Annotated in this window: 13 protein-coding genes; 3 read left to right on the top strand and 10 right to left on the bottom strand. The window is 45.6% G+C overall.

Annotated features, from left to right (window positions below):
• Positions 1-5 precede the first annotated feature (5 nt).
• Entirely contained in the window at positions 6-458 is a 453-nt protein-coding gene (locus tag AC4G47_RS11375; protein WP_145322341.1) for a flavodoxin, read from the bottom strand.
• A 292-nt stretch (positions 459-750) separates the two neighbouring features.
• Between AC4G47_RS11375 and AC4G47_RS11370 the strand changes: the two genes are divergently transcribed.
• The 3 genes from AC4G47_RS11370 (at position 751) to AC4G47_RS11360 (ending at position 2,996) form a co-directional block, all read left to right on the top strand.
• On the top strand, positions 751-1,614 hold the full coding sequence (locus AC4G47_RS11370) for a class I SAM-dependent methyltransferase (RefSeq protein WP_036613317.1): 864 nt from the start codon (positions 751-753) through the stop codon (positions 1,612-1,614).
• A 2-nt stretch (positions 1,615-1,616) separates the two neighbouring features.
• Complete coding sequence (locus AC4G47_RS11365) at positions 1,617-2,351, top strand: RluA family pseudouridine synthase (protein WP_458123024.1); 735 nt, start codon at positions 1,617-1,619, stop codon at positions 2,349-2,351.
• Positions 2,352-2,651: 300 nt separating this feature from the next.
• Positions 2,652-2,996: an MGMT family protein gene (locus AC4G47_RS11360; protein WP_491106048.1), complete on the top strand. Its 345-nt coding sequence runs from the start codon at positions 2,652-2,654 to the stop codon at positions 2,994-2,996.
• Positions 2,997-3,105: 109 nt separating this feature from the next.
• Here the strand turns inward: AC4G47_RS11360 and AC4G47_RS11355 are convergent, their stop codons facing one another.
• The 9 genes from AC4G47_RS11355 to AC4G47_RS11315 form a co-directional block, all read right to left on the bottom strand.
• A complete protein-coding gene (locus AC4G47_RS11355; protein WP_491106047.1) occupies positions 3,106-4,617 on the bottom strand; it encodes a DHA2 family efflux MFS transporter permease subunit in 1,512 nt (503 codons plus the stop codon).
• Complete coding sequence (locus AC4G47_RS11350) at positions 4,614-5,060, bottom strand: MarR family winged helix-turn-helix transcriptional regulator (RefSeq protein WP_036613308.1); 447 nt, start codon at positions 5,058-5,060, stop codon at positions 4,614-4,616. Before AC4G47_RS11350 ends, AC4G47_RS11355 begins: the two co-directional genes overlap by 4 nt.
• A gap of 274 nt (positions 5,061-5,334) precedes the next feature.
• On the bottom strand, positions 5,335-5,775 hold the full coding sequence (locus AC4G47_RS11345) for a MarR family winged helix-turn-helix transcriptional regulator (RefSeq protein WP_491106046.1): 441 nt from the start codon (positions 5,773-5,775) through the stop codon (positions 5,335-5,337).
• A gap of 229 nt (positions 5,776-6,004) precedes the next feature.
• Positions 6,005-8,467, bottom strand: coding sequence for a DNA gyrase subunit A (gyrA, locus tag AC4G47_RS11340; protein WP_491106045.1), 2,463 nt, complete (start codon positions 8,465-8,467; stop codon positions 6,005-6,007).
• A 12-nt stretch (positions 8,468-8,479) separates the two neighbouring features.
• Positions 8,480-10,459 (bottom strand): DNA topoisomerase IV subunit B, encoded by a 1,980-nt coding sequence (gene parE, locus AC4G47_RS11335; RefSeq protein ID WP_491106044.1) that lies wholly within the window; start codon positions 10,457-10,459, stop codon positions 8,480-8,482.
• Positions 10,460-10,535: 76 nt separating this feature from the next.
• The gene (locus AC4G47_RS11330; RefSeq protein WP_458123029.1) at positions 10,536-11,525 is read right to left on the bottom strand and encodes an ABC transporter permease; all 990 of its coding nucleotides are present in this window, start codon (positions 11,523-11,525) and stop codon (positions 10,536-10,538) included.
• On the bottom strand, positions 11,518-12,483 hold the full coding sequence (locus AC4G47_RS11325) for an ABC transporter ATP-binding protein (RefSeq protein ID WP_491106043.1): 966 nt from the start codon (positions 12,481-12,483) through the stop codon (positions 11,518-11,520). Before AC4G47_RS11325 ends, AC4G47_RS11330 begins: the two co-directional genes overlap by 8 nt.
• Positions 12,484-13,353: a GDSL-type esterase/lipase family protein gene (locus tag AC4G47_RS11320; protein WP_491106042.1), complete on the bottom strand. Its 870-nt coding sequence runs from the start codon at positions 13,351-13,353 to the stop codon at positions 12,484-12,486.
• Between the two features lie 291 nt (positions 13,354-13,644).
• Positions 13,645-14,430: a CAP domain-containing protein gene (locus AC4G47_RS11315; RefSeq protein ID WP_491106041.1), complete on the bottom strand. Its 786-nt coding sequence runs from the start codon at positions 14,428-14,430 to the stop codon at positions 13,645-13,647.
• Positions 14,431-14,568 lie beyond the last annotated feature (138 nt).

Below are 14,568 nucleotides of genomic sequence, written 5' to 3'. Positions count from 1 at the left end.
GACCTTTAGGACACCTGTAATCCGGCAGCAGCGAACCGTTTGCCAAAGTCACGGCATGTATCCTTCTCCTGCTCAAGCGGACTGTATTCAATCTTTAACATCTCTGGAGATACCTCCGCCCCACGCTCTTGCAGCTTGGCAGCGGCAAGATCAACCGCTCCGCAGAACTGCTCATAAGAGGTGTCACCACTACCGAACACTGCTGCTCTCTTGCCACTCAAGTCAAGCTCATCCAGTTCTTCATAGAAATCAAGGAATTCATCAGGCAACTCCCCGTCTCCCCAAGTGTAGACACCGATCATGAATCCGTCATAGTCCATTACATCGGATGCATTACAATCCGTTACGGATTTCAGGTCTGCCTCGTGACCTCCCTGTGTAATTCCTTCCACAATCAGTTCTGCAATTTCTTCTGTATTTCCCGTCATGCTTGCATAAGCCACTAACAATTTAGCCATCTATTTTTCCCTCACTTTAGTTTGTTCATGTTAATATTCTCTCCGAAGAAAGAATGAATTTGAATTATCAAAATCATATGTGATAATGATTATCATTGTCAAATTAAATTTTTGGTTATCTTTGTTTTTCAGTATATGGTGCACGTTGGATTTCAACACAGCTAAAAATACTTTGACCTTTCAGGTCAGATCCACTCGGTTCCTTCCTTACTCCCGTCCCCCAACTGGCGTACAAGCCCTTTTTTGTTGTACAATAGTATCCAAATGACTTTTGAAGGATGGATAAATCATTATGTACGTAGCTAAGAATTGGAAGGACTATGAAGTAATCGATACAGGAGGCGGCGAGAAACTGGAGCGTTGGGGAGATGTTATTCTACGCAGACCCGATCCACAGATTATCTGGCCCCTTGAGCAAGAGACTAATGAATGGCGTCAAGTCCATGGTCACTATCATCGCAGCTCTTCCGGTGGCGGTAACTGGGATATGAAAAAGCCCATTCCCGAGCGCTGGACGATCGGATACGAAAACCTGAAATTCCACATTAAACCTACCAGCTTTAAGCACACTGGCCTGTTCCCTGAACAAGCCGCCAACTGGAGCTGGATGATGGATAAAATCTCCAATGCAGGACGCCCTATTTCCGTCTTGAACCTGTTTGCCTATACAGGCGGTGCTACTGTTGCGGCTGCTTATGCCGGTGCTTCGGTGGTTCACGTAGATGCAGCCAAAGGCATGGTTCAATGGGCCAAGGAAAATGTTCAATTATCCGGACTGGCTGACCGCCCTGTTCGTTTTATTACAGATGATGTTTTCAAATTCGTACAACGGGAACAACGGCGCGGGAATCGTTATGACGCCATTATTATGGACCCTCCTTCTTATGGCCGAGGTCCTAATGGAGAGACATGGAAGCTGGAAGAGAACCTTTATCCTTTCTTGAAGTCGTGTATGACGATCTTGTCGGATAATCCATTATTCATGCTGGTTAACTCCTACACTACGGGCATCTCCTCCACGGTTCTGCGCAACATGCTAACCATGACGATGTCTGCTCAGTACGGTGGTGAAATTACTGCAGGTGAAATCGGTCTGCCGATCACACGCAGTGGTCTCGATCTGCCTTGTGGCATTTTGGGCCGCTGGGAGTCCTAATCATGTCAGAACATCGGCATGATCACGATGCGATTCCGATTCTGTTCGAAGACAATCATCTGTTAGGTATTACGAAGCCGGTCAATGTACCCACCCAGGAAGATGCATCAGGGGATCCGGATTTGCTTACATTGCTGAAGCAGGATCTGAAAGAACGCTATAACAAGCCCGGCAATGTCTATCTTGGGTTAGTGCACCGACTTGACCGTCCTGTTGGAGGGGCAATGATCTTCGCCAAGACATCCAAAGCCGCTTCGAGATTGTCCGAGACTGTGCGGGGACGTCATTTCCGTAAAATATATGCGGCTGTTGTACATGGCAAGTTGCCTGCACAGCAGGGAACGTTAAAGCACACGCTGCTGAAAGATGCACGTACGAATACCGTTACTGTTGTACCTAAGGGTACGGCTGGCGGTAAGGATGCCGTTCTGGATTATCAGGTCATTGGTGAGACGGACCGATACAGCCTGGTTCATATCGAACTGCACACCGGCAGATCTCATCAGATTCGAGTGCAAATGAAAGAAATCGGCTGCCCGCTGTACGGGGATCAGAAGTACGGTGCAAACGTGAATAAACCCGGGCAACAGATCGCTCTGTGGTCTGCAATTGCAGCTTTTCCCCATCCGGTTACCAAGGAAGAGGTTATTTTGCAATCTTTGCCTGCAAGAGAATTTCCCTGGGCAGAATGGCCAGCTGCTGTGTACCAAAAAGCTTTTGAACAACAACCTCTATAAGTGCACGTTCAAAAAGACTGGTTTTCAGTACCGAGAAGATGGGATAAAGGTAGAAATGGAGTAGCGGAGCGTAGGGAAAACTACGTGAGCAACGGACATTTCGGCTGAATCCCATATTCGATGCTGATGATGCCGGCAGGCATCCTTCGTAATCAAAAGCGGTTTTTTTGAACAACCTCTATAAGTGCACAGGATCAGGTCACATCTGTCCATACAACGTGTCGTTCAGATTCTGTATCTGAATGACACGTTTTTTAATATTTTCAGCTATATGCGTAAGATACAGAGAGGAGCCATAAAATGACCCCATTTACCAAACAAGTCGTTGCAATCATCGCGGCGATTCCCGAAGGTAAAGTGATGACTTACGGTCAGATTGCCGCCCACGCTGGAAGCCCAAGAGCCGCGAGACAAGTCGTACGGATTCTGCACTCCTTGAGCCGCAAGGAACGCCTTCCCTGGTACCGTGTCGTCAATGCAAAAGGCGAAATCTCCATACCGGATGAACAGTCGCGCATGATGCAGGAAACAGAACTTATTAGCGAAGGTGTGGAGTTTCAGATGAACGGAACCATTGACCTCAAACGGTTTGGATATGAGCCCGATCCTGTATTCCTTCTCGATCCATCGGCCCAGCCCGACTAAGACGACTCTCCTCATATCGCGCACACACAAAAAAGAGAACTCAGACAGTTAATGGCGTACGCCCACTTCAACTGCTAGAGTTCTCTTTTCTTGTTTAGACGACATTGAATTATGCTGTCGCAGTCACTTTTTCCTGTTCCACTGTTACCGGTTCAATCGCCGGTTTAGTTTTACGGATAAAGAACGCCATGATCAACGCAACCACGGTCATTCCCGTCGCAACGATGAATGCATAGTTTACGCCGTAAATCGTTGCATCTGCCGTAGCACGAACCATTGCCGCCTGATCATTCGGATTAACCTGACCCGCAGCCAATGTCTCTGCCAGATGCGTTTTGAGCTTGCTGCTCATGATGGTAACGAGAACGGCTGTACCAATTGCACCCGCGACCGTACGCAATGTGTTGGACATTGCTGTACCATGAGCATTCAGACGCTGAGGCAGTTGATTCAGACCTGCTGTCTGGATCGGCATCATCAGCATCGACATACCGAACATACGAGCCGTGTAAATAAACATCATGTAGCCGTACGTCGTATCAATTGCCAAACGACTCAGTCCCCAAGTTGTAATCGCCGTAATGGCAAGACCTGCAACCGAGAGCCAGCGAGCACCCACTTTATCAAATATACGACCTGTAATTGGAGACATGATCCCCATCAATATCGCACCAGGCATCATCAGAAGTCCTGATTCAATTGGTGAGAATCCACGAATGTTTTGCAGGAAAATAGGAAGCAGAATCATACCTGCAAACATCGCCATTGTCACGAGCATATTGATGATCGTCGTTAATGTATACATATTGTACTTGAAAATACGGAACTCAAGGAGCGGGTGATCTGTCGTCAACTGACGAATAACGAACAGGATCAAGGATAACGCACCTACAACCAGGCAACTAACAACAATGACACTGCCCCATCCATCTGTACCCGCATCACTAAATCCGTACAGCAAACTACCAAAACCAAGCGTGGATAAAATAACGCCTGGATAATCCAGTTTAGGCTTGGACTGGCGTGTTACATTTTTGACAAATGCAATACCGATCGCCGTTGCAATAATAGAGAATGGCAAGATAATGTAGAACAATAATCTCCATGAATAATGCTCAACCACATAACCGGAAAGTGTAGGTCCAATTGCAGGAGCCAGAATCATTGCAATCCCCATCGTGCCCATTGCCTGACCACGTTTCTCGATCGGGAAGATAGTCAGAAATACAACGGTCATCAGAGGCATCAGAATACCTGCACCTGCCGCTTGAATGACACGACCTACCATCAGAATGGTAAAGGTCGGACTAAGACCACAGACTAACGTCCCTATGGTAAAGAGTGTCATGGCCGTAATAAAAATTTGACGTGTCGAAAATTTTGCAATCAGATATGCCGTAACCGGAATCAGTACACCGTTGACGAGCATATAGCCCGTAGTCAACCATTGGGCTTTGTTCGCATTGATAGCGAGGTCTTCCATGATTTTAGGAAGAGCTACGTTCATCAGGGTTTGGTTCAGGAATGCTACAAAGGCACCAATTAACAATGCCGCTACAATTGGGCCTTTCTTGATGTTGTCCATCGCCGAGGATGGAGCTGCAGCAGTAGTCGTACTCATATGTTGTTCATCTCTCTTCCTTCTAACTTTTCAATCATTTGACTATGGATTCTAAGCAGGTGCTCAAGATCTTCCTTCGATATATCCAGAATGGGTGATACTCTTTCCATCCATAAATGGTGCGTCTCCTGTTGTGCCTGTTCCCCTTTATCCGTAATTTGAAGCTTAACGGATCGGCGGTCAGCATCCGATCGTGTCCGAACGATATATTCCCCTTTGACCAGCCGCTCTACAACAGCGCTCATGGAACTACTACCCATATGGCATAATTCAGCCACTTCGTTGATACCGATGGAAGGACGCTCTCTCAGGATGGATAACACCATAAACTGGATCGAAGTCAGTTCGATCTCCTTGTTTTCATTCCAAAATGCTCGAAAAAGCATTTGATTCACTTGGCGGAACGAATTGATAATATAGAATACTTCATACGTATCAGTCATTGATTCACCCTTTTACTTTTGGAATATAATATTTCGTACACGAAATATCAGGGGAACAATTACTTATTATAACAAAAATATTTACATAGTCAACTCTTTACATATGAATTCACCAAAATAATATTAGGACATACTACATGGTTATATCTCAGCCCTGAATCAACTTACCCAGATACAGTGAGTAGCATATGTATTTTGTAAATAAAATAACCATAGGACTCCTGCACGAAACGAGCAGGCACACCTATGGCTATACAAAAGAATCAACATTTTATCATACCGAAGTGGATAATGCAGGCTCTTTGGTCTTGGGGGTTGTCATTTTGCCTAACAGATATACCAGCAGTTGTTGATTGTGCATTGAAATGTTACTGAGCACGGAATTCATGAATTCATTACGGATGGTGATCCCCCGCTCTGTCTCCATTCTTCCTTTCTCGGACAGAGATACCCATACAATGCGTCGATCCTGATTATCTCGATTCCTGCGAATCAGGTCGTTCTTCTCCATACGATCGAGCAGCATCGTTACGGCTGCTGGCGTAGTCGCCAGAAAAGGAATCAGATCCGAAGGTTTCATCTTCTGATGATCTTCAAGTACCTCCAGAACTGCCAGCTGAGCCTCCGTTAATGAGGGTGCCAGTTCCTGATCCATATGCAGTTTATAATCTTTGGTTAGTCTTGACCAGCACTTGGCAAAATCGGAATTATACATCTTTCATCGCTCCTCTCTGCAACCGGTTATCACTTCACCTGCTTAAGTTTTCGCTCTCCAAAGCCGCATTCCTGCTGCCTTTTTTCATTTTCCTAGCGATCGACCGTAATCGACGAAGGTTGTTAAACTTCGCATGGATGCGCTCTTCTAATCCGCCTTTGAACAACAAAAAAAGACTCCTCGCATGACAGGATTAGCTGTTCTGCGAAAAGTCTCGTTTGCTTATTTTTTATGAAGATGATGCTGGCTGATTCTCATTAAAGTCCCTCAGAAGTTCAACGATCTCATCCTGTTTGTCCACATGAACGAGCAGCTTACCAATATGTTTGCGTTCGGTTATTGGAACACCTTCTGAAGATATCGGATACACTTGACCTTCTTTGGTCATGACGGTGATATTACGGTTCTCTTTGCAATAAAACGCTCCAACCAAGCGGCTGCCATTCGGTTTCACACGTTTGCCTTCCTTGAACTCGAATGTGGCAAGCCCCTTGCCTCCACGACTCTGCACAGCGTAATCCAGGAGCAATGAACGTTTACCATATCCCAAATCGGACAACACAGCAACTTCACCTTCATCTCCTTCTACCCATAGGGCAGATACAACTTCGTCTGAATCTCTTAACTGAATACCACGAACACCACCGGATACACGCCCCATTGGATTGACTTCATCCTCTCGGAAACGAATCGCCATGGCTTCTTTCGTAATCAACATAATATCTTGTCCGCCTGTACTTAGATGTACAGATAAGACTTCATCGTCTTTGCCCACTTTGCACGCCGCAACTGCACCGGAACGCTTGGTAACGTAATCCTTCAATTCCGTTCGCTTCACCTGTCCTCTGCGTGTCACAAAGACCAGACTATGATTTGGCTCTTCGAAGGATTTCACAGCAAGCACACTTGCAATACGGTCATCTTTCGCGAGTGGAATGACGTTCACAATGGCTGTACCTGGATCTTTCCACTTGAACTCAGGCACCTGATGAACAGGTAACAGGAAATACTGACCTTTTCGAGTAAAGACAAGCAGATTCTCAAGCGTATTTACTTCCAGAACCTGAGCGATATAATCGCCGTCTTTTACCCCACTTCCGCTCCGTTCACCACCAGAACGTGTAAAGGACTGCATGCCTGTTCGTTTCACGTATCCCTCTTTGGATAATGTGACAAATACATCTTCGGCATTCACAAGTACTTCGAGATTTACCTTGAGTTCTTCCACTTCACCCTGGATCGTAGAACGACGGTCTATGCCGTATTTCTCACGAATCTCCATCAATTCTTTGCGGATGACTCCGATGAGCTTGCGGTCACTATCCAGAATGGATTGTAATTGAGCAATCTTTTTCATCAGTTCACCGAGTTCCTTTTCCAGAGAATTGATCTCCAGATTAGTCAAACGGTACAGTTGCAAAGTAAGGATGGAATCCGCTTGGCGTTCCGTGAATCCAAACATCCACATCAGGTTATTTTGAGCATCTTGACGGTTCTTCGACGCTTTGATGGCCGCAATGACCTCATCGAGGATGTTAAGTGCTTTTACCAGGCCCTCGAGTACATGAGCACGGTCTTGCGCCTTCTCCAGCTCAAACCGGGTACGGAATGTCACAACTTCCCGCTGATGAGCAATGTAAGCCTCTAGGATCGATTTCAATCCTAATTGGTGAGGTGCTTTATTCACGATCGCAACCATATTGAAATTATAGGTGACCTGCAGGTCGGTTTTCTTCAGCAAATAAGCCAAAATACCTTGTGCGTCCGCTTCTTTCTTCAGCTCAACCACGATTCGCAGACCTTCACGTCCGCTCTCATCACGCACTTCGGCGATACCTTCAACCTTTTTCTCAAGTCGAATGTTCTCCATCGCTGTAACCAGACGAGACTTCACGACCTGATAAGGGATCTCGGTAATGACGATCTGTTGTTTGCCACCGCGCATGTTTTCAATCTCGGTTTTGGACCGGATATAGATCCGTCCTTTACCTGTGCGATAGGCATCCAGAATACCGTCCCCACCCATGATCAATCCGCCTGTCGGAAAGTCAGGGCCCTTCATAAACATCATGATCTCATCCAGCTCAATGGATGGTTTTTCCATTACAGCGATGGAAGCATCAATGACTTCACGCAGATTGTGTGTAGGAATCTCCGTTGCAAAGCCCGAGGAAATTCCGCTGACACCATTAACCAGCAAGTTCGGATAACGGGATGGCAATACAACCGGTTCTTTGGCCGTATTATCAAAATTATCCTTAAACAGAACAGTCCGTTTCTCGATATCGCGAAGCATCTCCATCGCGATCGGCGACAAACGGGCCTCCGTATACCGCATCGCCGCTGCCGGGTCATCATCCTGAGATCCCCAGTTACCATGACCATCTACGAGCATATGGCCCATTTTCCATGGTTGTGCCATCCGCACCATGCCCTCATAGATGGAGGAGTCACCATGAGGATGATAATTACCCATTACGTCCCCAACGGTTTTGGCAGACTTGCGGTAAGTCTTGTCAGGCGTATTGCCTGAATCATACATGGCGTATAGAATACGCCGCTGTACAGGCTTCAACCCATCCCGAACATCCGGAATGGCTCGATCCTGAATAATATATTTGGAGTAGCGACCGAAACGGTCCCCAACGACCTCTTCCAGAAAGGCCGGCATAAATTGTTCTGATGGACTCATTCCAAGCACCTTCTATTCTTCGTACTCTGTAAAGTCGACGTTCTCTACAATCCAGCGTTTACGCGGATCAACCTTATCACCCATGAGCGTAGATACACGACGTTCTGCTTTTGCTGCATCAACGATCTGTACCTTCAGCATCGCACGTGTTTCCGGATTCATCGTTGTCTCCCACAATTGATCCGGGTTCATTTCACCAAGTCCTTTGTAACGTTGAAGCTCAACATTATTTCCGAATTCCTTCATATAATTAGCCAGTTCTTCATCCGTCCATGCATATCGAACGCTCGCAAGCTTACCAGACTTACGAGTAAGTTTGTACAATGGCGGCTGAGCTATATATACTTTGCCTGCATCAATTAATGGCTTCATATAACGATAAAAGAAGGTTAACAACAGTACCTGAATATGTGCACCATCGGTATCGGCATCGGTCATAATGATAATTTTGGAATAATTGCTGTCTTCAACTGCAAATTCGGTTCCAATGCCCGCCCCGATCGCCGCTGTAATAGCACGGTATTCTTCATTTTTGAGAATATCGGCCAGCTTCGCTTTTTCCGGATTGAGCGGTTTTCCCTTCAGGGGCAGAATAGCTTGAATCTTCGAGTCGCGTCCCTGTTTGGCAGAACCACCTGCGGAATCCCCTTCGACAATAAATAACTCATTTCGGGTAAAATCCTTCGATTGCGCCGGCGTCAGCTTGCCGTTCAGGTTAGAACTTTCACTGCGCTTTTTGCCTGTACGCATATCATCACGTGCTTTGCGAGCCGCTTCTCTGGCTCTGGAGGCTTGAACCGCTTTGCGAATTAACGTTTGCGCTACCTGCGGGTTTTCTTCCAGGAATCTTTGAATATTTTCGGACACGACCGAATCCACTGCACTTCGAGCGGAAGCGCTGCCGAGCTGATCCTTTGTCTGACCTACGAACTCAACCTCTGACATTTTGACACTGATAACGGCCATCATACCTTCACGCAAATCATTGCCTTCGAGGTTTTTATCTTTTTCCTTGATCATGCTGGTACGCCGTGCATAGTCATTCATAACACGGGTATACGCCGCTCTGAATCCGGTCTCATGAGTACCGCCACCCCGAGTAGGGATCGAGTTTACAAACGAAGCCAGCGTTTCTGTATAACCTGCGTTATACTGGATCGCCACTTCAACCTCAATGTCATCCTTCTCCGCATAGAAGTGAATGACATCATGCAATACATCTTTATTTTCGTTAAGAAAAGCAACAAACTGGCTTGCTCCGCCTTCATACATGTATTCATCCTGATTGCCCGAACGTTCGTCCTTGAGCACAATTCTCAGACCTGAGTTCAGAAAAGCAATCTCCTGAAGACGTTCTGCCAGTGTATCATAATTGAATTGAATACCGCTCTGGAACACCCGAATATCCGGTTTAAATGTAACTTTTGTACCTGTGCGATTGGTATTGCCCAACACTTCGAGACCTGACACTGATTCTCCGACATGTTCAATCCCTTTTTTGTCCTTCCAATACTCGAATCGTTGACGATGAATCTTGCCATCACGGAAAATCTCGACTTCAAGCCATTCGGACAGTGCGTTTGTAACTGACGCACCTACACCGTGCAAACCGCCGGATTTTTTGTATCCTGATCCACCAAACTTTCCGCCTGCGTGCAAAATCGTAAACACGACCTGGGGAGTAGGAATCCCTGTTTTATGTATACCTGTCGGAATTCCCCTTCCGTTATCCTGAACCGTAATAGAACCGTCCTTATGCAGCGTGATATCGATTTTGGAGCAGAATTTGGCGAGATGCTCGTCGACAGCGTTGTCCACAATCTCCCATACCAAATGATGTAGACCTGAAGTGCTGGTGCTGCCGATATACATCCCCGGCCGTTTCCGTACCGCTACCAACCCTTCAAGTATTTGAATGTCGTCCGCTTCGTAGCCTGAAGACCCTTGTCCTCCGCCTGTCGATCCTGCCGACATATCGATTTGCTCGACCATTCATGCTCCCCCTTCTTAACTTGCAACTAAAAAAATGCTTAAAATGCAAACAGATGTTTTCTTATCCTTGTCCATTTTAATTCAAGATATCCCGTTTCGTAAAGACAAGGAATGACACAATGAGTGAAGCAATCCCCCAAACACTAAGCACAATAAGGGAAAAACCCAAATTCATTCCCTCGATTGGTGGTAATCCGCCAGACAAATAATCCGGAAGTTCGAGGTTAACCATGAACAGATACTTCGCTGTCTGCCAGGATGCTGCCATACTGGTTAAGATCGTTCCTGCAATTAGTGCAGCCATCATAATGACGATACTTGCCGCAGTACTGCGAACGAGCACAGATACCATAAATGCAAGCATAGCCACGATTATACTCACAAACCAGATCAGTCCTGCCTGCATCAGCATATACAGCCACTGGTCTACAGCATGCACTGCCGACATATCGACATCCGTTCCCACAACCTTAAATCCTGTGAAGATGGGCATATTGAAACCTTTGTATCCAAAGACGGCACCAGATATGACATAACAGATAATGTAGGCTGATACCACTATAATGGATACAAACATAATCAGGGTGATTAATTTGCTCAGAAGCACTTTCCAGCGTCTAACCGGACGAGTTAAGAGCATTTTAATGGTTCCTGTCGTTCGTTCGCCAGACACAAGATCCGAGGCAATGGCCATGATCAACAGTGGGATGAACAATCCAACCGCGTTGTTCATGAACTCCCGCGTAAAGGTAACACCGCCCGGTTCTTTGGGATTGATATCATTTTCAAGATAATACTGCATCTGCTGTATATATACTGTTCTATACTTTTTATATTCTTCGGGTACCCGATCACTACCGAGCGAGTTTTGATTGTCTGTGATGGCCTGTTGCAGTTCAAGCCGCCAATCGCCACCAAACTTGTCCCGATTATTCTCCGCAGATTTCATCTGGGCATACGTAAACATCGGTACAAGGATCGCTAGTACAATAAAAATAATATAAAGGCGTTTTTTCTTGACCATCTTGATCGTTTCATTCCGAACCAGGGGCATGATGTTATTCAATGGATTCACCTTCTGTCATTTTTAAGAATAGTTGTTCGAGTGTAGGCTGAATCCGCTGTACCCCTTCAACCTGTACACCAGCTTGAACCATCTGTTGCACCATATCAGAAATACGATCTTCATGCATCTCGGCAACAACAGCGTTTGGGCCAAGGCCCGCAACAATGGTATCATCCATCACATCCGCAGGTCGACTTACCAGAGCAATGCCTGCATCCAACAACATCTTTTTGCCCTGCTCCAAAGGTGAAACATGCCATATAGCCAACTTGGAATGATCTTCAATCAGTTCGCTAACGCCTCCAACGGCAAGCACACGTCCAGCACTGATAATCGCTACTCTGTCACAGAGAAGCTGGATCTCACTTAACAAGTGACTGCTGACAAATACAGCCATACCTTCACTGGCAAGTTGCTTAATAAAGACACGAAGTTCCTTAATGCCTTTCGGATCAAGACCATTCGTTGGTTCATCCAGAATGAGCAGACGCGGACGCCCGAGCAATGCTTGCGCAATACCGAGCCGTTGACGCATACCAAGTGAGTATGTTCTGACTTTATCATGAATGCGCTGATCCAGACGTACAATATCCACAACTTCCTGAATCCGTTCGTTGTCCACACCTGGTTGCATGCGAGCAAAATGCTCCAGGTTCTCCCACCCGGTCAGATATGTATATACCTCCGGATTCTCAACAATGGAACCTACATACTTCAAAGCACGCTCAGGATCCCGATTCACATCATAACCACAGACTTTAATTTTTCCTTCTGTCGGTTTGATCAGATCCACCAACATCCGAATCGTTGTTGTTTTCCCAGCACCGTTAGGTCCGAGAAATCCAAAGATTTCACCAGGTTTCACATCAAATGTAACGTCCTTGATAATCCACTTGCGTCCGATCCTCTTCTTCAGATGCTGTACGGACAGGACGGAATCATACTGCTTCTCTGCCATTTAATTTCCGCTCCCTTCTGCAGGTGTATCCGCCTGAAACTCCTGTGCGATTCGAACTGCAATCTGCTCGTAACCTTGTCCGTTAGGATGAAAATGATCTGACGAGAGATACTCCCCCAGATGATTTTCAAATAAATCGAATGTAGGGACGAGTGTCATCTTGTCCTCATTGTTCAAAATAGCCAACGCAGCATCGTTCCATGCAGCAACAACTGCATTGCCTGGCTTCTCCAGTTCCTTTACATCGCCAAATGGATTGTACAACCCTATGTACGCAATCTGTGCATTGGGATTGATTTCTTTTACTTTCTTCAAAATCTCTTGAAGACGTTTCGACGTTTCCGGCAAAGCCGCTGCCAATTGTTCTGCTGTTGGCGGATCTTCCCCCTGCAAAACCTGCCCGCCCTGGAACAGATCATTCGCGCCGATGGAGATCAAAATAAAATTAGACTGTTGTAATACGTAACGTACACCTTGCTCATCCAATTTTGTCAATAAAGCATCTGTTCTCAACCCGTTAACACCTAAATTATTAAGAACCTGGACGTCATATCCTTTATCTTTGAGCAGATTCCCTGCACGTCTCACGAAGCCAAGTCCTTTATCATCTCCCGTACCTCTTGCCAGGGAATCCCCGATGACGGCCATTCGTATTTTGCCATCCTCCACGACCGCTGGTTCCCCCACGTGATTCTCAGGTGGTGCAGTTGTCTCCTGCTCCGTAGTTAACGCAGAATTTCCCTTAGGGAAAATCACATCTTTTATCGCGTATCCAAATCCAAATAATAACAACAAGGTTGCCAAGATGGATACTGTACTAACGGTTCTCCAGATCCAAGGTGCTGAATCAAGGCTTTTTTTCTTTTTCATCATCACATCTCCGCTCATGTACACCAATCCGGGTGCTTATAATTTATAATGATTTTACATTAAGGCGTGTCTGAAAATCCGCTTACTTCGGAGTTTTCAGACACGCCCTGATGATGCTATTCCTAAATAACATAAATGTTCTGTCGTTAATTTGCAAATTTTGGCGCTATAATCGTAGAATTCATTTTCCATATGTCATTTTACGGAAAAAAGGCTATACCATACACAGATTTCAACTGTGCAGGCATAACCTTATGGAAGAACAAATCTACAATTACTTCATTAAATGTTTTATTTACCGATAAACTCTTGAGCCCAATATCCATTGTAGTATCCTACACCGATATGCGTAAAGTTTTTACTCAGGATATTGGCACGGTGGCCTTCACTATTCATCCAGGCTGTTACAACTTCCTGTGGTGTTTTTTGTCCTTTGGCAATGTTCTCGCCAGCATAGCTGTAAGTTACTCCGAATTGTTTCATCATATCAAACGGAGAACCATACGTTGGTGACTGGTGATCAAAATAGTTATTGTTGCTCATATCTTTTACTTTGGCTACAGCTACTTTGTCCAGAAGGGCATCAGAAGACAGTGCGCTCAGACCTGCTTTGGCACGCTCAGCATTGACCAGTTTAACAACTTGTGCAGAAAAGTCAGATTGCGTGCTTTCACTGCCGTTATTATTTGTATTGTTGCCAGTATTGCCCGTGTTCGAAGGATCTTTGGCTGGTGTAGTTGCCGGTTTTTCTTCTGGAGCTGGTTGTGCTGGTTTTGCCGGTTGCTCAGGCTTAGTTGTTGGCTCAGCAGGTTTTGTTGTCGGCTCAGCAGGTTTGGGAGTTTGATCAGGCTGCGTAGCAGGTTTCTCTACAATTTGCCCCTCAGATACCGTGTATCCGTTTTGTTTAAGCCATTGCTCAATATATGCTTTCAGGCTGTCTGTACTCGTAATTTTGTACGTTGTGGTAGTCTTATATGATGAATCTGCAGCAGACGCGGAAGCAGGGAGCATTACCCCTACGGCCAATACGGCTGTCAGACTGCTCGTTACGACGGTTTTCATCCATTTCTTTTTCAAATTCATTCATCTCCTTAAGAATAGTTATTACAAATTTGTAATTAATACTCTAGCAGTATATCAATTCATACGGAGATTGTGTACCCATAAAATATGGAAAAGTAACTTTTTTGTCATTTTTAAAGTGTTTCAAACACG

The sequence above is a fragment of the Paenibacillus sp. Negev47 genome (assembly GCF_058313655.1).
The sequence above is the reverse complement of the archived record's forward strand: the minus strand, read 5'-3'. Positions and strand labels throughout refer to the sequence as shown.